17 protein-coding genes and 6 tRNA genes are annotated in these 20,914 nt (G+C 36.0%); 9 read left to right on the top strand and 14 right to left on the bottom strand.

What is annotated here, in order from left to right; genetic code table 11:
* Positions 1-225 precede the first annotated feature (225 nt).
* The 7 genes from H4J62_RS12210 to H4J62_RS12240 all read left to right on the top strand — a co-directional run bounded on the left by H4J62_RS12210 (position 226) and on the right by H4J62_RS12240 (position 5,612).
* The gene (locus tag H4J62_RS12210) at positions 226-474 is read left to right on the top strand and encodes a hypothetical protein (protein WP_182218683.1); all 249 of its coding nucleotides are present in this window, start codon (positions 226-228) and stop codon (positions 472-474) included.
* Between the two features lie 95 nt (positions 475-569).
* Positions 570-3,275 carry a DNA polymerase gene (locus H4J62_RS12215; protein ID WP_182218682.1) on the top strand — a complete coding sequence of 902 codons (2,706 nt, stop codon included), beginning with the start codon at positions 570-572 and terminating at the stop codon, positions 3,273-3,275.
* Between the two features lie 152 nt (positions 3,276-3,427).
* A complete protein-coding gene (locus H4J62_RS12220; protein WP_182218680.1) occupies positions 3,428-3,799 on the top strand; it encodes a hypothetical protein in 372 nt (123 codons plus the stop codon).
* Between the two features lie 124 nt (positions 3,800-3,923).
* Positions 3,924-4,442, top strand: coding sequence for a hypothetical protein (locus H4J62_RS12225; RefSeq protein ID WP_182230909.1), 519 nt, complete (start codon positions 3,924-3,926; stop codon positions 4,440-4,442).
* A gap of 95 nt (positions 4,443-4,537) precedes the next feature.
* Positions 4,538-4,678 (top strand): glycine zipper domain-containing protein, encoded by a 141-nt coding sequence (locus tag H4J62_RS12230; RefSeq protein WP_182230910.1) that lies wholly within the window; start codon positions 4,538-4,540, stop codon positions 4,676-4,678.
* A 152-nt stretch (positions 4,679-4,830) separates the two neighbouring features.
* On the top strand, positions 4,831-5,424 hold the full coding sequence (locus tag H4J62_RS12235) for a hypothetical protein (protein ID WP_182218781.1): 594 nt from the start codon (positions 4,831-4,833) through the stop codon (positions 5,422-5,424).
* Positions 5,421-5,612, top strand: a complete 192-nt coding sequence (locus tag H4J62_RS12240) for a hypothetical protein (RefSeq protein ID WP_182230911.1) — start codon at positions 5,421-5,423, stop codon at positions 5,610-5,612. Before H4J62_RS12235 ends, H4J62_RS12240 begins: the two co-directional genes overlap by 4 nt.
* 47 nt (positions 5,613-5,659) lie before the next feature.
* Here H4J62_RS12240 and H4J62_RS12245 read toward each other — a convergent pair whose 3' ends face one another.
* From H4J62_RS12245 to H4J62_RS12300, 12 genes are all read right to left on the bottom strand, one after another.
* On the bottom strand, positions 5,660-8,740 hold the full coding sequence (locus H4J62_RS12245) for a TrlF family AAA-like ATPase (RefSeq protein ID WP_182230912.1): 3,081 nt from the start codon (positions 8,738-8,740) through the stop codon (positions 5,660-5,662).
* 569 nt (positions 8,741-9,309) lie between these two features.
* The gene (locus tag H4J62_RS12250; protein WP_182218297.1) at positions 9,310-10,500 is read right to left on the bottom strand and encodes a site-specific integrase; all 1,191 of its coding nucleotides are present in this window, start codon (positions 10,498-10,500) and stop codon (positions 9,310-9,312) included.
* Between the two features lie 420 nt (positions 10,501-10,920).
* Positions 10,921-11,006, bottom strand: a tRNA-Leu gene (locus tag H4J62_RS12255).
* 98 nt (positions 11,007-11,104) lie between these two features.
* Positions 11,105-11,180: transfer RNA gene (locus H4J62_RS12260), tRNA-Gly, on the bottom strand.
* A 55-nt stretch (positions 11,181-11,235) separates the two neighbouring features.
* Positions 11,236-11,311 (bottom strand) — tRNA-Gly (locus tag H4J62_RS12265).
* Positions 11,312-11,406: 95 nt separating this feature from the next.
* Positions 11,407-11,492, bottom strand: a tRNA-Leu gene (locus H4J62_RS12270).
* Between the two features lie 93 nt (positions 11,493-11,585).
* A tRNA-Cys gene (locus tag H4J62_RS12275) sits at positions 11,586-11,659 on the bottom strand.
* Between the two features lie 49 nt (positions 11,660-11,708).
* Positions 11,709-11,784 (bottom strand) — tRNA-Gly (locus H4J62_RS12280).
* A 137-nt stretch (positions 11,785-11,921) separates the two neighbouring features.
* Positions 11,922-12,509 (bottom strand): CDP-diacylglycerol--glycerol-3-phosphate 3-phosphatidyltransferase, encoded by a 588-nt coding sequence (gene pgsA, locus H4J62_RS12285; RefSeq protein ID WP_070373704.1) that lies wholly within the window; start codon positions 12,507-12,509, stop codon positions 11,922-11,924.
* Between the two features lie 135 nt (positions 12,510-12,644).
* A complete protein-coding gene (uvrC, locus tag H4J62_RS12290; RefSeq protein WP_182218299.1) occupies positions 12,645-14,495 on the bottom strand; it encodes an excinuclease ABC subunit UvrC in 1,851 nt (616 codons plus the stop codon).
* A 3-nt stretch (positions 14,496-14,498) separates the two neighbouring features.
* Complete coding sequence (gene uvrY, locus H4J62_RS12295; RefSeq protein WP_070373705.1) at positions 14,499-15,143, bottom strand: UvrY/SirA/GacA family response regulator transcription factor; 645 nt, start codon at positions 15,141-15,143, stop codon at positions 14,499-14,501.
* Positions 15,144-15,326: 183 nt separating this feature from the next.
* Entirely contained in the window at positions 15,327-15,581 is a 255-nt protein-coding gene (locus tag H4J62_RS12300) for a hypothetical protein (protein ID WP_070373706.1), read from the bottom strand.
* Between the two features lie 184 nt (positions 15,582-15,765).
* On the opposite strand from H4J62_RS12300, the gene fabA reads away from it, so the two are divergent.
* Positions 15,766-16,281, top strand: a complete 516-nt coding sequence (gene fabA, locus H4J62_RS12305) for a bifunctional 3-hydroxydecanoyl-ACP dehydratase/trans-2-decenoyl-ACP isomerase (protein ID WP_070373707.1) — start codon at positions 15,766-15,768, stop codon at positions 16,279-16,281.
* 175 nt (positions 16,282-16,456) lie between these two features.
* Positions 16,457-19,054: an EAL domain-containing protein gene (locus tag H4J62_RS12310; RefSeq protein ID WP_182218300.1), complete on the top strand. Its 2,598-nt coding sequence runs from the start codon at positions 16,457-16,459 to the stop codon at positions 19,052-19,054.
* On the opposite strand, the gene H4J62_RS12315 is transcribed toward H4J62_RS12310, so the two are convergent.
* Together H4J62_RS12315 and H4J62_RS12320 are read right to left on the bottom strand one after the other, a co-directional pair.
* Positions 19,051-19,974 (bottom strand): ABC transporter ATP-binding protein, encoded by a 924-nt coding sequence (locus tag H4J62_RS12315; protein WP_182218302.1) that lies wholly within the window; start codon positions 19,972-19,974, stop codon positions 19,051-19,053. The genes H4J62_RS12310 and H4J62_RS12315 overlap by 4 nt on opposite strands.
* Positions 19,971-20,783 (bottom strand): hypothetical protein, encoded by an 813-nt coding sequence (locus H4J62_RS12320; RefSeq protein ID WP_182218303.1) that lies wholly within the window; start codon positions 20,781-20,783, stop codon positions 19,971-19,973. Before H4J62_RS12320 ends, H4J62_RS12315 begins: the two co-directional genes overlap by 4 nt.
* Positions 20,784-20,914 lie beyond the last annotated feature (131 nt).

The following is a 20,914-nucleotide window of genomic DNA, read 5'->3' on the forward strand; positions in this document are numbered from 1 at the left end:
TTTTATTTTTATTTTTAATTAAAATCAGTAACTTAACAAAAATACACCTACTTATTTATCATTTGTATTTCTTAGCAAATATAAATTTTCACTAAATTTCACACTATAGAGATAAGAGCAACAAAGCTCTTAATAACTGACCTAATCATTAGGTTTTATTTAAATGTAATGTGCTTACACGTTGCAGCCGAGCATAAAGCTCATAACTTTTATTAAGGTGAAAACATGGCTAAGAAAATATTCTTTCCTAACGGCGATTTTGCTAGGGATTCTATGATTGGCGTTGGTACGCTTACTTCTAAAGGAGTAATGATTAAAGACAATAATTCATCGATGCTAAGTAACATTATTGAACCAGATGAAGTAAAGCGTTTTATCATCCGCGAAGAGATAGAGAAAATTGTTGATGCGTGTGATGCAGGTAGATTTTACCAGCCAAATTGGGATGAACTGCTTAAAGATACAGATGAATAAGTACCCTAAATAATGAAATGCCCTAGCCGCCACCGCTAGGGCTTTTTTCGTTTAACCCTGAAAATTTTCGTATAAAATAAAATGAGTAAATAACTATGACAAAATTAGTAGTAAGCCCTAAATTTCATCAGCAGGAAGCTTTTGATGAATCTTATATTTCAGACTTAGATGTTCTTCGTCTTACAACGCAAGAAATTAACGACGCTGACGGTTCGTTAGATGATGTTGTATCAGCAGAAGGTGGCATCTTATATATCGGTATTGATAGTGAATGGCAACGGATCCGAGATAGAGATTCCAACCACATTCTTTGCTACACAGCCGCAGTGTATACCAAGGATAAAGATGGAGAGCCGCGAGAGCGTTTATACATTATCGATACTGAAGGTCCAAGACGTTCGCAGCGCTTATCACTTGATAAATTCTTAGGTCATATTGTTCACCAAGCAAAAGACGATAAGATGATAACCGTATGGCCTAAAAAAATCGTTGTTTTTTGCCATTTCATGCGTGCTGATATCGTTAATTTCAGTGACTTTTGGAATACAGATAATAAACACAGCGTTGAAGGTTTGCGTAACACAGTAGCAAGCTTAGGTTTACCTAAAAGTATCGTTAAGGAAGCAAACATTGGTCAAGATACCGATATTATGTTTATTGGATCTAACCAACGAGTTAAACGTAGTGCTTTAATACTTAAAGATAAAAACAGAAAGCCTCGTCTAGCCCAAGTGAAATTTATTGATACTTTATTGCTATCACCACTTGCTAGCGGCTCGTTAGAAAATATTGCTAAGCTGATTGGTTTCGACAAGCTTGAGTTACCTCTAGGTCATAGCATTGATAATATGCTTAAGCTAAAGGATGATAAGCCTGAGATATTTGAAGCATACGCTTTACGTGATGCACAAATTTCGCTTCGCTTTGGCTTGCATATGATGAAAACCATCAAGCAAGAATTTAATCAAGATACCCTCCCTTCAACACTAGGAAGCCTTGGTGTAAAACTGGTTAAACAAAGCTTTGATGATGAAAAACATTTTCAAAGTGTTTTTGGTTTATCTCATCATAAATCTTCTTATTTCAATCATAAAAATAAAAGAGTACAAACGCGTGACGAAGTGCTTATCGACCCTGTCGTTGATACATTTTATAAGCTAGCAACTCATTCTTTTAAAGGTGCCCACAATGTCGCCTATGCAATAGGAGCTACTGAAAATGAAGTGGCTACAGACCTTGATTTAACTGGTGCCTATTCAATGGGGCTTTTAGACTTATGTGAGCCTGATTATGACAACGCCAAACACACTACAAACACTGATGACTTCAAAGGACATGTTTTAGGTTTTGCTTATGCTGAGGTTGAGTTTCCGGAAAGCGTTCGGTATCCGACAATTGCTTTTAGAGCTGGCACTAACGGTTTATATTTTACGCGAAAAGGTACCGATTATGTCACTGCTGCTGAGATAGATTTAGCTTTACGTTTAGGTGCCAGCGTTAAAATATTAACGGGTTGTGTCCTTCCTTGGAAAAATGACAAACGCTTTTTTGAACCTGTTATCAAAGACCTTCGAGCTAAGCGCCAACAATTCCCTAAAAAGTCGACTGAAAATGAAATGTATAAACTGATCATGAACAGTATCTACGGCAAAACAGGGCAAGGATTATCAGGTGCTACAGGCTTTAATACCTCTTCTGGTGAAAGTAAGAAAATTCCACCTAGTGATATCACTAACCCTTTCTTCGCAAGTCATATTACAGGGCTAATTAGGGCTGTAGTGGGAGAGTTACTTAACAGCTTACCTGATGACGTAAAATTGATAAATGCTATTACTGACGGTTTTTTATCAACCATCGAGATAAAAGATCCTAATAATATCCAACTACATGAAGTTGATACATCGGGCGAGTTATGCCAACGTTTTCAAGCATTGGTCCACAGAGTTGATCCTGGTGCGCATATGTTAGAAGTCAAAAGTAAATCAAACCAGTTAATCTGTGGTAAGACGCGACTCCACTTTACTACTGAGCCTCATCCTGAGTGGTCTGAGACCAAGAGCCAAGTATTAGCTAAAGGTAGTATCAGCTTGCCTAAAGAGCATTTATCAAAGCCACATAAGTTTATGGCAGAGACTTATCTAAACCGGACAGCACAACAGAAAATCACCAACACGCATCTAATTTCTACTAGGCAGCAATGGCTAACAGAAAGTGATTTGATTGCTTATAAACGCGAAATAACGTTGAACATGGAGTTTGATTTCAAGCGTAGACCTTTTAATCCAAGAATGGTAAATACGCCATACGGTGACTGTTTAACATTTGATACTGAGACTTGGAATACGGTCGACCAAGGTCTTATAGCTAGAGGTATCTTCGATCAATGGCGACAAAGCAACTGTTTAACTACCATTGAAAAATTTCATGAATTTGATGATTATTATCAGTTACAGCTTGCTAAGAAAAATACAGGTTTGAGAAGGTTAGCTTCTGAAAGTTGTGGTGACCTTTTCATTAAGTTATTTATTAGAGCCTATAAGCAAGGAAAGTTTGGCTTAACTAAGGCAGGAACAGATAAATCAATCAGCGAATGGTTGATAGATAGCGGTTATTCCAGTGGCATTAGTAGTTTTTCAAATGCTAAAAAGGGTAAGTTTTTTGAGTATTGTTTGCCTTATACCCATAGTGTGATGGAAGCGGTAAAACTTGTAAAAACTAAATTCCCTGAGTTACCTCTAGCGCCATTCTTTACGGTTGAGGCATTAAAGAATGTACTTCAAGATTTAGCTAAAACCGAATAAATGGCTGTTTTAATAACTTATCACTACTGAAATAAAGTTGTTTTCAACCATATATAAAAAATATGAAGAACGAACTTTAACCCCTCGATATATCAAAACCTTAAAGGCTATCCATTTATTTGGATAGCCTTTAAGGTTTTAGGAATTAAGACATGCAATTAATCAATTATTTTCCTGACATTAATCAGTTACAACTACCTAAAGCTATAGCTAAACGTGCTATTGAATTATTCATTGAACCTTTCGATACTCAAGCAGAGGCACAGTTTTATTGGCAAAGTGGTCAAACACAATTGTTAATACTAACTAAAAGTAATGATGTAGATATGTTATCTACGTTATTAAGCCCTGCGTTATGCCAACAAGTTGATGATGCTATTAATAACCCTGAGTTTGTTGAAGCATTACCTGATGAGTATGCCCTATCGCTCACTATCCATAGTGCTGACGGTAATGGTTTATATGTGATCCGCCCACTTGATATCGATATTGAGTTTATTAACCAAACACCGGCTCAATCATGAACTGTGAGCAACTACTACAAATCATTTGTAATGCTGATATACCGTTAGCACTTCGGGCTGATGCACAGACATTACTTCATTATATTAACCCACAATTTATAACCAACCTTGAGAGAAAATTCTTATGAGTACAATAAAAGCAAAAGCGATAAAGCAAATAAACACTAGTTCAAAACCTGAGTTATCAGTAATTGAAGATAAAGCTGATGTTCAATATTTAACATTAAAAACAGGCACTGCCGCTAAACTATCAACAAAATCTAGTGGAAAAATAGGTTTTGAAATAGCTCAGCATAGTGAAAGTAAAGAAATCTATTTAAGATTAACCACTAATTCGAGTGCTGGCCTTTTCAGCAAAAAATGGATATTGGTTTCTGACATTGTTGAACTTTTAAATAAAAATAAAGATTTAAAGCCTTTTAAGTCATCATTATTCAAGGAAATTATTTCTGGAGGCTCCAGTAACAATATTTCCTTTACTGCTGCGATTTTACGCTCTGATGATATAGGATTTATTAAGCCTTCTGAGAAGAATTTATTCTTACATACTGTTAGTGATGATTTAGATGAACGCGCTGCTTTTATAGAGCAATTAACGCCAATAACTTCAAGTATTTCTCCTGCTGATAAAAAGACGAAGTAACTTCTTGTATTACTTAATATTTATAGCAGGAGTTAATACCGTTGAAATCAAAAAAGACTAGTTCAAACACAAATAATAAGTCACATGTAGAAGTTATGCCTAAACCTTCTAATTCAGCCCTTAATGGAGCTTTGACTGGTGTTATGATCGGCGCACGCTTTGGTCCACAGGGTGCAATTGTCGGTTCAATTATCGGTGGTGTGGTTGGCTTTATCGTTGATGAAGTGAATGATTAATGCTTTCTAGCCCATTTAATTAAAATCAGTTTAACTTAATAAACATAACTGATTTTTTTTGCTTTAATCTTAAATTATGCCCCCTGAAAACCCCTAATTTATCCCCACTTTTTCTTAACAAGTAATTATAAAAATCTACTTAGGAAAAATTTATGAAAATATTATTCTGTTCACTTAAAGGCGGTGTGGGTAAAAGCTCATTAGCTGCTAACCTTGCCACTTACATTAATTCTGTTTATGTAACCAATGACATAGTAGTACCTAATAAAACAGAGGTTTATCAAATACCTCACTCAACTAAACGTATACCCTTCGAATTTCAACACTTAAAGAATGTTGTTTTTGATTTCGGTGCTATGAGCACTAATATCGACCCTAAAGTATCTCATGCGGTTAGATTTTGTGATGTTTGTGTGATCCCTACTTTAATGGATGAGCGTAGTGTACAAGCAACAATTGAAACTTATAAGTTGCTTGAGCCAAGTGGCTTACCAATTGTCATTATTATTAATAATTTTACTGATAAAAAGAAGCATGACAAAGTGCATGATTATTTAATTGAAGTATTGAATCATCCACCTATTTATTCAATTCGTAAAACAACTTTATTTGAACGAGTAGCAAAAGACGGAGAACAATGGCTTAGACTTATCCCCAATGACTTGGGTGAATATCAACTAAACAAATCGCGCCGAATTCATGAACAAGTTTATGACGCGATTATTGCTTATGGTGGTTTTTTATGAAAATACAGACATTAAAAGAAATTGAACATTCGATAGGTGGTAGAACTAAATCTGATAATAGGAAGGTAAGATTAACGTTCTACTTGAACCCTAGCGAAGCTAGGTTTCTTAAAGATTATGCCAGTAATAATGACCAATCTATCAGCGAGGTTGTAAGACGATTATTAAAAAAGGTGATCAATAAATAAATTAACTAGATGAAGTAGCTTTTGCTACTTCATCTTTATTTTATTAATTACATATATTTTATTTTACGATTATCAAAAGCAGGCATAGTTCCTTCTAAAACGTCGACTACTTTGTTATTTATAACGCTGCATTCAATTGCTCCTGAAATATAATTAATATTATGACTGTCAGACCGAATAAATTCACAGTGAATTATTTGTTCGGCATCACAAACTACTGCCAAATTTGGGTTATGGGTAACCATAATTATTTGTCTCTTCTTTTTTGCTTCTGTCAAGACAGGAACTAATAGACTAACAATCGTTTCATTATCCAAATTCTCTTCTGGTTGATCTAGAATAATTGGCTTATTGCCTTTATCAACTAGTAGATAGAAAATAAGAAGTAAAGCCCCTCTCTGCCCTGGTGAAAGCTGCCCTATTTGTGCATCTTGGAACATCAAAGTGTATCTAGGATCTAGGTACTCTAATCCAAATATGAAATCATAAACTTCGTTAGTAGTTCGGTCTTTCTTCAATAATGACTCTACACCTGGTAATTTTGAAACTGTTTCAAGCTTGTCATGCAATTCTTGAACAAATTCCCTAAGAGACAACTTATTACTTATATCGTGTCTATCCATCATATCTTTTAGCACTGCTAAACTTTCACTATCTCCTCTAAATTCACCGGTTGTTTGTTTTACCAGCGCGAACAACTTACTGTAGACAAGCTCGGGGGTACTTTTTATTTCAGCCTTAAATTGAAGCTTGTACTCATCACGTATCAGTGCGTTATTTTGAATCAATTGTTGAACTGGGTTAAATAAAGATTCTCTACTAATACGTTGTTCGTCTAATCTATCAAAAATTTGTTCGGTGATGCTCATACGCTGAGCTTGTAATGTTATTCTTTTTACTGGCAATTCATCTAACTGCTCTAATCGGTGCTTTAACCCCTCGAATGTATCCGGTAAATCTTTTGAACCTAGTATTTCACTTTCTTTTTCTACCCAAACTTTTAATAGCTCTAAATATTGTTGATAATCCTGTTGTGGTCCATTTAATTTTGCATTCAATGGCCCTCTTTTATCCAACCGAGAAGCTATATCTACATCAAGCTGTTGATTATTAGCTGTAATCTCACTGTTTCGAGTTTGAATAAATTGAAGGTTTACTATTAACTGTTCATCTTTTGTTTCTAGCGAAATTAAAGTATCAACTCCCATTCCCAGAATAATAGCATCGGGTGAATACTCTGTTCTAAACTGAGTAATAGCCCTTTTGACAACATCGATTCCTTCTTGAATATTCAAACAAGCCTTTTTCTTTAAAGCAAGTTGAGTCATTTCAGCTTTATTAGCTTCCTGTTGACTCACAATGGACTCAATTTCCAAAGCAATCTGGGTTAGTTCAGCAGATGCTACCTGTTGTTCGGTAGATAATTCGCTAGTAGGCTCAGGAATTTCTTCGGGCTTAATTCTTGTATGCTCTTGAATCAGCCTATTTTTTTGATTTAATTTCTCTTCGATTGATTTGCGAGTTTCATCCGACATTTGACCTTCAATAGATGATATCTGACGGTTAAGCTTATGTAATGCGCTTCTTAAGCTGTCAAAGTAACTTCTCAATGAGCTTTCTTGCTGTTCAATAAGTTGGTCAAAATTATGTGCACCTAACCTAGTGGCATCATCTGCATGAGAGAAAATAACAGATCTTAACTCTTGCTCAAAAGAATCTGACTTACCAGAGACATGAGCATTACATAACTCTTCGAAATGCCCTTGTGGTATATACTTCACATACTCAACATTTTCAGTTGCTGGATTTTCATTCAGGTTTTTTTCTAAAACTTGTCCATCTACCCATATTGCTTTTGCGATAAAGTGTTTAGCTGGCGCTCCCGTTTTACCTCTAAAACGGTTTTCCTTTAAAAATGAAAAGTGATGACTTTGCTTTGAGTTTCCTAACAATGCAGTAATATCTGCTAAAGCACTTTTACCGCTTCCTTTATTACCAATAATAGCAACTAAATCATGATTTAAAGTTAACTTTGTATTGTCTAGCCAATGTTCACTGAATGTCGATTCCGGCTCTTTTATTACTTCAAGTTTATCTATAAATATGCTTCTATTTTCTTTAACTAATTGTATTTTAGGGGGTATTATTCCGATAAAAGAGCGCTTTGCAGGTTCTTTTATCGCCTGTTGTAACCCTTGAAACGTTGGGTTAGCTTTTATCCATGTAGCTTTACCTGATGGATAATCACCATAACCACGGCGATCATTATTTCCTTGTTCACCAATAAACCTGTGGGCGTCACTTCCTGAAACGGCAAGTCTTGGTATGTTATTTAAAGCAAGTTGAAAATCACCGATCCAAGCTTCATTCTGTGTAGTTTTAATACCAGAAAAAGCTTCCCAAAGGCTAAGGTTTCTAGTCTCAAATATAGGCGAGGTTTTGAATAACCCTAAAACATATGCATAATGCTCATTACGTTCTATCCCAGCTAATCCATCACTAGTATCAAAAGGCATAAACCCTATGGCTTGTTCATTTTTTACTTTAGTTATAGCTTGCTTATAACTCTCGCAGTTCAATTCAGCCATTTTAGAACCAGCTTGTAGAGCAAACTCGCGGTCCTCCATCACTCGACCACGATCAAAGGAATGGTGTTTTAATTTTTCGCTAGGGACAAAACGAGCATACTCAATAAGAGCTTGATCAGATAAGTTTCTAACATCCTCTCCGGCAAACTCCAACTTCAAATTAGATTTAAAATCTATAAGTTCTTGGTCATCAATTTGATCGGAGAAGAGAACATGTGCGTTTAATCTACCTTTCAAAGGGGACATCAGACGTAGTTCTATCCCAGGAAAAACGGTTTTTTCCAATTTTGGAGCATCTGCTTGAGATAAGCGATGCTTTAAAGCGAACCAACCGTCAAAAGTCCAATAATCCATAATTGCAAATACTGCTGGCTCAGCCGAGTTAAGTGCATTGATCATTTCATCAACCAAGGAGGCATTTTCAGGAGCGCGAGGGTCGCTGTTGAACCTTTGACCATTCCAATGGAATGAAGCTGGAGTATGTATATGGAGATCCCATTTCCGCCATTCGGATCCATTGGGGTATTTACTATTAATCATTAACATTTCCCTATTTTAATGAACAAGTTGGCTATTAACCTAGTCCATATTTTTATATATGATTGTAACCATCATGTTTTTATTCAACTATCAAAAAAGAAAAATCAATCAACTTTACAGCCCTGAATTAAAAAACACAGTGATCTCACTTACGCAAATATTACTGTACCCCTAAAGGTAAATCAAGTTAATTAGTCTTTAAAAATAATAGGTTATGCGACAAACAAAGAAAATAAAACTATATTTTTATAGTAATGTTTTCGAGTACACATAATGTATAATATTATTGATTTTAGGATGAAATTTATCTACCAAACATTCCCTTATGCCATAAAGTGATCTATTTAGCATCGACCTAAAATTTTATTAAAAAATACTTAAGATTAGTGGACGAACCTTCTTCGTGGGATGCTTTATCCCTCGCTATTTACTTTAATAAAAAAATTACTACTTTCATTACACCGTTAAAACACTGGTGTAATGAAAGTAGTAATTTTAATGGCTTAACTAATCAAGTATTTCCTGTCCATATACGTGATTTTAACGTCTACTTTGAACTTTTAGCTAAATTAAATTGAAATTAAATCGCTAACCGTTTGCCCTACCGATCTTTGACGTTGCTCAGTTACCTTAGAATACCTTTGCGAACTAGCTATATTAGCGTGACCCAATTGGATCATCACATCATACAAATCACGCCCACTCGAAATTAAAGCCGTCGCTACACTGTGGCGACAAGTATGAAAACAAACTTCTTTACGATTTATCCCCGCTTTCTTAAGAATTACGTCGTAAGCCCATCGAGGTTCAGATATGTGTTTACCCGTGATCAAACTCGAAAATATATACGGGTTACTTTCACGTTTAGGTAATTCACAGATTAGCTTCATCATTTCATCGCTAAGATAGATTTCACGGCTTTTTCCTGATTTTGTCATAGGAACATAGAGTTTTCGTTTAACTTTATCTAAATGCTTCCACTGAGCTGTCAGTAACTCCATTTTACGAACGCCTGTGTAAAGCAGTAAAGCTATAAACCGACCTGAAAATATATTAGGATACTTAAGCGCTTGCTTAATTATTTTCTGCATTTCACCAATAGTGAAATAACGTGTTCTGGTGTTATCTTCTTTTAGTAGTTTAATTTTATTAGCTTGATTAACCTCAATAATTCCCCAAGAAATCGCTTGCTGTCCCATTGTTTTAAGCAAGGCCAATGTTCTGTTACACGTAGCCTTAGCAAATATTTTGGTAAAGCCTTCCCCTGATAACATATCCATTTGTAGCCTCTGTATATCTAAAGCTGATACTTCATCGTAATACTTATTACCGAATCTTTTACTGACGTAATCTGTGTATCTTTGGAGATCATGCTTCCATGACCGTTTATTTTGCTTGATGTAGGGTAAGTAACTGTCATTGAAGTAATCATTTAACGTTGGCATTAACTTTTGATTTTCACGCTCTTGCTTAGGGTCAACACCTGATGCAACTTGCGTTAAGTGTTTTCTAGCTATGCTACGGGCATCGTTAACATTGATATCTGGAAATTTACCGATTGTTAATGAGCGTTTTTTAGATTTTATCTGATAGCGAACTAAATACCTTTTGCTTCCTGTCTTACCGACTAATAGCTTAAGGTTTGATACTTCAGTATCAGTATATTCTTGATCAGTTGATCTAGAATCAATGTCATTAGCAGGTAAAGCTTTTAGTTTTGAATTTGTAAACTTGAATCGAGTTTCGTTAAGTACTGGCATTATTAAAATCTCCGCGATTATTTAATGGATCCAATAATTTAATATATGCTCAGAGTTTATTTACTTTCGGACATAGTTCAGTGTATTTAAACCGGATATAGACCATAGAGAATGGTACTTAACGCTACGAGTAGATTGTTTTAATAATGAAATGAATAGCAGTTTTTTAATAAAAAGTGTCTGCGTATAGACAGGAAACTGAATTGTAAGATTAGATGGACAGTATCGCGACAGGAGATTGCTAGGGTTATGTGCGAAAAATTAAGTTTTATATATTAAATGTAGTAGTGTTTCGACGCGTATAAAGTTGATAAAAAGCTAAAATAAGGACGAATAATTGATTATTTTCAATGAAGATAAAACCGAGTGATTTATGGTGTAACTTATTGATTAACAGGGGATATACAGAATAAAAAAAGGTGGTACCCGGAGACGGACTTGAACCGTCACACTCTATGAGCGAGGGATTTTAAATCCCTTGTGTCTACCAATTCCACCACCCGGGCATCGGATAATTCTTTTTAAAGTAGAGATTGGCTCCCTACTAACTCTTAATTACTAAGAGATTTTTACTATCTAGCTTATCTAACTAAACGCTAAATATTGGAGCGGCTAACGAGACTCGAACTCGTGACATTCACGTTGGCAACGTGATGCTCTACCAGCTGAGCTACAGCCGCTTCGTAGATTAAGTAATATATCATTACTTAAGGTTTTCTTTTCTTTAATAAAATTTGGAGCGGCTAACGAGACTCGAACTCGTGACATTCACGTTGGCAACGTGATGCTCTACCAGCTGAGCTACAGCCGCTTCATAACTTGCTATTACAAACAAGGTTTAAATTTTATCTGCATGCGCCAACATACACCATCTTAACTACCCACTTTACTCTGTTAAAAACAAAGTGGTACCCGGAGACGGACTTGAACCGTCACACTCTATGAGCGAGGGATTTTAAATCCCTTGTGTCTACCAATTCCACCACCCGGGCATCGGATAATTATTTTTTATAGTAGTGATTGGTTCCCTACTTCTTAGTATTTAAACTAAGTCCTTCATACATCCAACACTTATAAATAAGTAATGGAGGCGGGTCCCGGAGTCGAACCGAGGTCCACGGATTTGCAATCCGCTGCATAGCCATTCTGCCAACCCGCCGAATCCTTTGAAAAGATAACGATTTAAAAAAATCATTATAAATCAAACTTGGAGCGGCTAACGAGACTCGAACTCGTGACATTCACGTTGGCAACGTGATGCTCTACCAGCTGAGCTACAGCCGCTTCATCTGCTGACTCCCTGTCAACTTGGGACGCATTCTACATTGAAATTATTTGGAGTCAACAGTTTAATTTCAATTTTGTTTTGACTGCTCAAAAAGCGGCTAATTTGACGTTTTTTTAACTAAATATATCATTTTCTAGCTATTTTGTTTCGCTAACTCTGGCCAAGCTACTTTGAAATAGGCCAGCATTGACCAAAAAGTAAGCACTGTGGCTATTGCATAAAAGCTGTAAGCGATAAACATTAATATTTCATGTGGAAAATTAAACAGAATTAGCGGAATATCATAATCAGGTTGCCAAATTAATCCCATAATACCTAGCATTTGCGCAGCTGTTTTATATTTTCCCATTTGAGAAACAGCAATTTCATCGCGTTTACCGCGTGAAGACATAAATTCACGCAAGGCACTAATAAAAATTTCACGAGCAATCATTAATATTGCTGAAATTGAAATCCACCACAGTTGATAATCTTGAATAAGTAGCACTAAAGCAGCAACAACCATTAATTTATCAGCTACTGGGTCGATAAAGGCGCCAAATGCTGAAGATTGGTTTAATTTACGTGCTAGATAGCCATCAAGGGCATCACTAATAGCAGCAAGCCAGAATACGGCAAATGCGCCGAAATGATTCCATGAGACTGGTAAATAAAATACCACTAAAAAAACAGGTATTAATACTATCCGAAACATGGTGATTTGATTTGGAATGGTCCACATAAATTTATTTTACTACTAAAGCAACAAGCGTTACCGCATTCTACACATTACAGGCAGAGACGTAAATTTTTATCAAAAAATAGCAATAATAAGTGTAGACAACAAAGGTGGGTTTATTACAGGAAGACGTTTAACTTATTTATCATGTAAGGCGTTATATATTGTATCGGCTAAAACAGCACTAATACCAGGCACCTTTTCAAGTATTGACCTATCGGCTTGGATAACTTCTTGGAGCCCACCTAAATATTTTAATAAGGCTTGACGTTTTTTCGCGCCAATTCCTTCAATAGATTCAAGTGTCGATTTTTTGCTGGCTTTTTGACGCTTGGCTCGATGTCCTGTAATGGCAAAACGATGTGATTCATCACGAATATGCTGTACTAAGTGTAAAGCTGGTGAGGTTGATGGTAATGAAATTAGCTGATGACTACCTGCTAAGATTAGCGTTTCAAGTCCAGGCTTACGCCCTTCTCCTTTAGCGACACCAACTAATAGTGGAATTTTTTCTAAAGCGGTATCTATTTGCCATTGAGTAAAAAATGCTTCTGCTTTTGATAATTGTCCTTTACCGCCATCAATAAAAACAATGTCAGGCATATTTTCCATGGTGTTCACCTTGCCATAACGTTTGTTAAGCGCAAACGCCATCGCCGCATAATCATCACCCGGTGTAATGCCATAAACATTATAACGACGATAATCACTCTTTAAAGGCCCTTCTTGATTGAACACCACATTAGACGCCACGGTTTGTTGCCCCATGGTATGACTAATATCAAAACACTCAATTCGGTTAATGCCATTATCAAGTTCAAAAACTTCATTTAATGCCGAAAAACGCGCTTGCATTGACGCTTTATGACTATTCTTAGTGACCAATGCATTTTGCGCATTGGTACAGGCCAACTTTAAATATTGGGCACGTTCGCTGCGAACACTCGTTGATATTTTAACATTGCGCTCGGCTTGCTCACTCAAAAGCTTAGTAAGCTCTTCAATGTGTTCAAAACTTTCACTGATCACTATTTCTTTAGGTATCGCAGCACTTTTCAAGTCTTGCCCTAAGTAATGCTGGCTTATAAAGGCTTGGTAAACGTCTGCTTGTTCAGTTTCGGCAGGAATACTAGGGAAATAGCTTTTGCTACCCAGTATCTTTTGATCACGTATAAATAAAACGTGTACACAAACCTGTGATTTCTCAATATAGATACCGATAACATCAAGTTCAGCGACAATACCACTGACAAACTGTTGCTTTTGAACTTGTCGTAACGTAGCGATTTGATCTCGGTACTTAGCCGCAGCCTCAAAGTCTAATGTGTGGCTAGCTTGTTCCATTTCAACCACTAAACTATCAATAACCGTTGAGCTTTTTCCTCGTAAAAATAGTTTAGCTAAGTCAACTTGTTGCTGGTAATCAACCGCTGATATTTTATCGACACAGGGTGCAGAACAACGATTTAATTGATACTGCAAACAAGGACGACTGCGCGCACGATAATAACTATCTTCGCATTGACGAACCGGAAATAACTTTTGCATTAAACGAAGGCTTTCCCAAACAGCACCAACAGTTGGATATGGACCAAAGTATTCACCTTTAACTTTTTTACCGCCTCGGTGAACGCCTAGCTTAGGATGTTTATGGTCTGTTATTAGTAAATAGGGGTAAGACTTATCATCTCGTAATAAAATATTATATTTAGGGAGATATTTTTTAATGTAGTTGTTTTCAAGAATTAACGCTTCGCCCTCAGTATGAGTAACGGTAACGTCAATCGCCATAATATGGCTGACTAATACTTTGGTTTTGGTGCTGCCGACATCTTTACGAAAGTAACTGGCAAGCCGTTTTCTAAGCTGTTTAGCTTTTCCTACATAGATAACCGTTTGGTGTTTATCGTACATCCGATAAACACCCGCTTGCTCAGAAACGGAAGAAAGAAAAGCTTGGTGATCAAAAAGAGATTGAGAAATTGACAAGGTTTATAATGTTTCTGTTTTGATCATACCATGACGAATAGCGAGATGAGTAAGTTCTACATCATTACCAACATTCAACTTTTCAAACATTCTATATCGGTAACTATTAATCGTTTTAGTACTTAAAATGAGTTGTTCTGAAATATGGGGGACTTTTTCGCCACGGGTGATCATCAACATAATTTGAAGTTCACGTTCAGACAAGGTATTGAATGGATTTTCTTCATTCGATTTAAACTGACTTAATGCCATTTGTTGAGCAATATCTGGCGTTATGTAACGCTGACCACTGTTTACTGCTCGAATAGCGTTAACCATTTCATCAGCACCAGCACCTTTAGTTAAATAACCTGCAGCGCCAATTTGCATGACCTTGGTAGGAATAGGGTCTTCTGAATACACAGTTAACACGATAACTTTTATGTCAGGTGAATAACGAATTATTTTTTTAGTCGCTTCTAAACCACCTATCCCCGGCATGTTCATGTCCATTAACACAACATCGGGTTGACTTTTACGACAAAATTGTACGGCTTCTTCTCCGGTTTCGGCCTCGCCTATGACTTTAAGTCCTTTTACGTCGTCTAGAATTCTACGTATTCCTGTACGAACTAACTCATGATCATCGACCAATAAAACATTTATCAACGGAGGTTCACCTTAATTTACAATTTTTATTATCTTGGAGAATACTGTAAGAAATATTCCTTATATGATTAGAGCATATAGGGTATTAGCAAGCAGTACAATTGAATTCAACCATCTTACATTGAAAAAGTGCAGCATAGTTATAGCACTGCTTTATTAACCTGCTGTTAGGCTAAATTTTAACTAGAGATCATGCTTCTTTAACCAATTATTTAACAAACCAATTTGACCATTTTTATAAGCAGCATAAGTCAGTCTAACCGCATTACTTAAAATGACGCTGTCCGTCCATTTCGTCTGCTCGGCTATGAGTTCGTAACAATTTTGTGCTTCTGGAGACAAATAGCCACGCATTTCTTTTTTGCCATTCTCTTTTTGTCGTTCGCGATAGCGCTTTTGTTTCTCTGCGTTACTAAATGCTTTTTTATTCTCTTTCATCAGTGAGTTACCAAATTATCTAAAATAAAAACAAGGTTATGCGTAACCAAATAATATATAAAAAAATGATAATAATCTAACTTTATATTAATAAAACTCAAATAAAGCACTGCTCGGAGTTGTTTAGTGTACAGGTGTTCGCTAAAGTAGCGAATAATTTAATTACTGAAAATAAAGTGACCTCATGTTAGATCAAAATTCATACTCTAAAGAAGACTTAGTAAAAGCAGGAACTGGCGAAATGTTTGGCGAAGGAAATAGTCAATTACCTTCAGACAACATGTTGATGATGGACCGAATTATTTCTATCACTGAAGATGGTGGTGAATATGGTAAAGGTGAGATTATTGCTGAACTTGATATTAGCCCAGACCTTTGGTTTTTTGATTGTCACTTTAAAGGCGACCCTGTTATGCCTGGTTGTTTAGGCTTAGATGCTATGTGGCAACTCGTTGGTTTCTTCCTTGGTTGGTCAGGTGGTCCAGGTCGCGGTAGAGCGTTGGGTGTAGGTGAAGTTAAATTTACAGGTCAAATTTTACCGACCAACAAAAAAGTGACTTATAAAATCACTTTAAAGCGTGTTATCAAGCGCAAATTGTTTATGGGTATTGCTGATGGTGAAGTCTTAGTTGATGGCAAGGTTATCTATACTGCTAAAGATTTAAAAGTAGGCTTATTTACTGACACTACTTCATTTTAGTCTTGTTTTATCTAAGACTTATCTAAGACTCATATAATAATACCTTACGTTATATATGTTAAAGCCTACTTTTAGACAGTAGGCTTTTTTATTTTATTAATTTCCTGCCTTTATTTGCGATATTCTGCTAAATTAACCTTATTAAACTTATCCCGCTATTCTTAAAATTATCCTTATGATCAAGTTACCCTCAAGTGTTTATAACAGTACCAAATTAGTCTTTATCCTAATGATTTCGCTGGTGTTAGCTTTTATTCTTAACAGTGTATGGCAGTTCATCAGTCATATCGATGATCTTTCTTTTAGTGAAGATTCTCCTTTAGTAACAAGTAATTTTAGCTACGCTATTGACCGTGACAATAGTTTAAATATCAAAACTCTCATTAAAAGCAAAGAGGCAGAAGCGCGATTCACTCCCTCGTTAGCTAATGACATTCCTTACGCATTAGGTCTTCAATCCTATTGGGTGAAAATTAATATTAGTAACAATACTCCAACCCCCCAAAGTGTTGTATTGCATGCCGATAACAGTCGTTTGGCTTTTTTTGATGTTTATAAAGTCAATGCTATTTTGGGAAGTACGACACAAATAGCTCAACAAAAACAGACGCCTGAGCAAGAAACCTTATTGGATGTATTTCCACATGTAGCTTTTGATCTCCTTGCAAAGAGTACGGCACAAGTTATTGTGCATGTAAAAAGTAATGGCGCACCAAATATCCCGTTAATACTTTATAGCAAAGACAATTTTGATAAACGTGCTGATTATGTGCAAATGACTTTTGGGATTTTTATTGGCATTATGCTTTTAATGGCAGCCTATAACTTTGTGCTATTTTTTGCGACAAAAGATAAAGTTTACTTGGTATATATTGGCTATTTATTATCTGCTTTTATTGTTATAGCTGGAGTAACGGGGTATGGATATCTAATTTTCTCAAAAAACATTCAATATATAATCCATGAGTACTCGTTATTTTTAGATTATTTTATGATATTTTTCTTGTTACTTTTCTCATTATATTTCTTACGTTATGACCAAATAAAAGGGAATTTTTATAAAGTGGGCCTAACATCTTGCCTACTGTTAATGGTTGTCGCTTTTTATTCATTGACCTTAGATCAAATTGCACAAACCAAACTGTTTTTTTCAATTCAACCGATATTTATTTTATATGCACTATTTATCATTTTTAGAAGACTGTCTAAAGATTTTGCCTGGGCACGATTTTATTTCATTTCATGGGTACCTTTTTTAGCTGGTGCGGCAATTCAACCACTCGTGTTATTAAATTATGTTGATTCGACATTCATTACACGTAATGCATTTCTATTTGCGGTGATGATTGAAATTACTTTTATGGCTTTTGCACTCGCTGAGCGGATGCGCAGGAATGAGCAAGATAGAATTCATGATATTAGTTACCATGATTTTACCAGATTACCCCGTAAGTCGATGCTTGAAAACGCGATGAACGAAATGAAAATTTCGGGTAAAAACGATTTTTGTGTATTAATAATTAAACCAGAACATATCGAACAAATATCACTTTATATTGATGATAAAGCTAACGCGGCTTTATTTAAACGCCTAAGTCGTCGCTTAAGCTCATTGTTTATTCATAATGATGCTATCGTAAAATTATCTTCTAACCACGAAAAAATTTGTTTTTTAGAAAATAACTGCCTGGCTATAATCGTTAATAACGAGAAAAATCAGCAAGACTTGCCTGTTTTGATCAAATCAATACAACAGCTTACCTCTGAGACATTTCAAATAGATGACCTTAAGTTACCCTTGTCAGCAGTAATTGGTGTCGCTAACCACCCAGAACATGGCAGTGCTAACTACTTATTGATTAATCATGCCCAGTTAGCGGTAAACGATGCGCAACTTGTCTATGGACGTTGGGCTTATTATCAAAGCGAAAAATCAGATCACACCAGTTACTTGCTCAAACTTGCCACCGATTTAAAAGAAGCAATAGAGAATGACACATTAGCTATATACCATCAGCCACAAATCGATCTTAAAACCTTACGTGTATGCAGTAGCGAGTGTCTAATTCGTTGGGAACATCCTCGTGAAGGTTTCATCTCACCTGACATTTTTATTCCTTTAGCCGAAGATTTAGGCCTTATTAATCAACTAACGTTATGGGTTATTAAGCGCGCTTTAGCACAGCATCAACAAATTTTAGTCAATAATAATCATATGGTCTCAATTAATATTAGTGGTAAAGATATTGCTCATGAGCACTTTTTTACTAATGCTCTAAGTATTATTGAAGAAAGTGGCATAGCCGCTGACAAAATAATTTTAGAGTTAACTGAATCGGCGTCAATTAGCCATAACAAGCAATCTCTTGAGTTAATCCAAAAATTAGGCGATTTAGGTTTTACTATTAGTATTGATGACTTTGGCACAGGATATTCATCCATGGCGCAAATTAGCCATCTTCCTTTTCAAGAGCTCAAAGTTGACCGACTATTTGTTGAGAATGTTAATGATGATCACAAACGTAAAACCATTGCTGAAGCTACCGTTAAAATGGCAAAGGGTTTAGGTTTAGAAGTTGTTGCTGAAGGTATTAATAGCCAAGAAGATGAAGACACATTGCGTAGTTTTGGCTGCGATATTGGCCAAGGCTACTATTACGCAAAACCAATGCCCATTGATGATTACCTTGACTGGTTGGCTTCACAAAACAATGGTCGAACACAAAAGCGTGTCGACCTTGATGGTGAGTTCATTCCTGCTGATAAAATCTAGAATAATCTATTTTCTAAAGTTTTACCGTTAGTTAATTGTGAATATTGCCATTTGTGTTGATGACAAAGCTTTAATATTTGTAAATCTAACGGTTCGCTTTCAGGAGAAACGATACCGGTAGTAATTAAAAACTCATTGTTTTGCGTCTGTTCAATATGCTGTACTTCGGCAACGCCAGCCATTAAAGGTAAAAAGTTATCGTACGCCTTCCTCATTCTAATTGTTAAGAAACCTTGCTGATCTTCGCTTTGCAAGTTTTGATGTTGTTTTAATTGTCCCTTCTCTATGTATAAGACTTGGCTACACAACCGCTCTAGTTCACTCAAATCATGAGAACTTAAAATAAAGGTAATTTCTGATGATAATGAAGCAACGAGCTGACGAACTTCTCGTGCATTTATCGGGTCAAGTCCAGCTGTCGCTTCATCCAACATAACTATTTCTGGCGAGCCAATTAACGTTTGGGCAATAGCAACACGTTTACGCATGCCATGTGATAACTCATCAGGCTTGGCTTTTAGTGTGTCAGCTAAGCCAACAAGCTCTAACGTTCTTTGTGCTTCTTTTTGTGCATTCTTGCGAGTTAGACCTTGCAGTTGGGCATAAAAGGTTAATTGATGTGCAATAGAAAAACGTGGGTCAAATTGAGCATCTTGTGGTAAAGCCGCTAATTTGCCGAATAGGTTGGCGTCTCCGGCCCTCAATCCTGCAATAGTGATAGTGCCGCTAGTGGGCAACAGGTAACCACATAAAAGGCTAAATAAAGTTGTTTTACCAGCACCATTGGGTCCAACTAAAGCAATAGGTTGCCCTTTTTCTATACTGAATGATACTTTGTCTAAAGCTAGATGATCGCCAAATGATTTTGAAAGATTATCAACTTGAATTAATGGCGCAGATTGGCTATTGAGTAAACTCATATTGATGCCCTCTTTAGTAGTTTATCCGCAACAAATAACAAGACAATCGTTTGTGATATTGGAATTAAATAATGGTAAAAATCGAGTCCATCTAATGAAACTACACTGCTAATTTGTGTACCCGGAAAAATAAAGTTAAGAAAAAGTCCACTGTCTAATTGAAATTGAATAAAACCTATCAATAGTGCTCCTATGGTATAAAACAAAATACCAGCAACAATACTCATTTTTGCTGAGGATAAAATACTATTAAAAAATGACATCAGAGCAATGAAAGGTAAAATTATAATTGCTAATTCAATAAACAAAACTGCAGCTTGTTTTAATGCCGGTAAAAACAAAGCATTATCGCGAACTGTGGCTAAAATAACACATGCCACTAACGTTAGTAATATAAGGCTAACAAGTGTAAGGAATTGACCTAAAAATCGTCCTAGCAGTATTTCACTGCGTGAGGCTCTTAACGTAATAAAACGAAGCGTTCCGCGAGCACGGTCGGAACAAGTTTGATCACTACTGACTAAAAAAGTGAATATTGGAAATGAATAAACCGCGACTAGCCAATAAATAGAAAATTCAGCAACGGGCCATTTCAACAAAGCACTTACTCCCAATGAACCAAATAAAGTACTTGCTGCCACCTTAAATCCATCGGAAAAAACCAGTTCAGTGGCTGAGCTGATCACATAAGTCAAAAGTATGAACCAAACAGCACAAAATGCCGTTAAGGCGATTAAGCCATTTTTAGTATTAAAAATACGCTTCAATTCAAATTGGGTGAGAATAGATAGTCTATGGATGTTCAACAAATTAACGCCTGCTAGTGATTATTTTTCAATACCATAAAGGCACAGCTAACAAAATGCGAGTGTTATTTTGTTTCAAACAGTGGCAATAACATCAGCGCTCGGCATTGAATTTACAAATAAAAAAGCCAATC

It is taken from the genome of Colwellia sp. BRX8-5, assembly GCF_014077325.1.
In the GTDB taxonomy this organism is placed as follows: domain Bacteria; phylum Pseudomonadota; class Gammaproteobacteria; order Enterobacterales; family Alteromonadaceae; genus Colwellia_A.

Excerpts from the sequence above, each read along its gene's own strand:
- H4J62_RS12230 (WP_182230910.1), top strand. The coding sequence starts at position 4,538 with ATGCCTAAACCTTCTAATTCAGCCCTTAATGGAGCTTTGACTGGTGTT.
- H4J62_RS12235 (WP_182218781.1), top strand. The coding sequence starts at position 4,831 with ATGAAAATATTATTCTGTTCACTTAAAGGCGGTGTGGGTAAAAGCTCA.
- H4J62_RS12210 (WP_182218683.1), top strand. The coding sequence starts at position 226 with ATGGCTAAGAAAATATTCTTTCCTAACGGCGATTTTGCTAGGGATTCT.
- fabA (WP_070373707.1), top strand. The coding sequence starts at position 15,766 with ATGTTAGATCAAAATTCATACTCTAAAGAAGACTTAGTAAAAGCAGGA.
- H4J62_RS12315 (WP_182218302.1), bottom strand. The coding sequence starts at position 19,974 with ATGAGTTTACTCAATAGCCAATCTGCGCCATTAATTCAAGTTGATAAT.
- H4J62_RS12245 (WP_182230912.1), bottom strand. The coding sequence starts at position 8,740 with ATGATTAATAGTAAATACCCCAATGGATCCGAATGGCGGAAATGGGAT.
- H4J62_RS12225 (WP_182230909.1), top strand. The coding sequence starts at position 3,924 with ATGAGTACAATAAAAGCAAAAGCGATAAAGCAAATAAACACTAGTTCA.
- H4J62_RS12310 (WP_182218300.1), top strand. The coding sequence starts at position 16,457 with ATGATCAAGTTACCCTCAAGTGTTTATAACAGTACCAAATTAGTCTTT.
- H4J62_RS12215 (WP_182218682.1), top strand. The coding sequence starts at position 570 with ATGACAAAATTAGTAGTAAGCCCTAAATTTCATCAGCAGGAAGCTTTT.
- pgsA (WP_070373704.1), bottom strand. The coding sequence starts at position 12,509 with ATGTGGACCATTCCAAATCAAATCACCATGTTTCGGATAGTATTAATA.
- H4J62_RS12300 (WP_070373706.1), bottom strand. The coding sequence starts at position 15,581 with ATGAAAGAGAATAAAAAAGCATTTAGTAACGCAGAGAAACAAAAGCGC.
- H4J62_RS12220 (WP_182218680.1), top strand. The coding sequence starts at position 3,428 with ATGCAATTAATCAATTATTTTCCTGACATTAATCAGTTACAACTACCT.
- H4J62_RS12240 (WP_182230911.1), top strand. The coding sequence starts at position 5,421 with ATGAAAATACAGACATTAAAAGAAATTGAACATTCGATAGGTGGTAGA.
- H4J62_RS12250 (WP_182218297.1), bottom strand. The coding sequence starts at position 10,500 with ATGCCAGTACTTAACGAAACTCGATTCAAGTTTACAAATTCAAAACTA.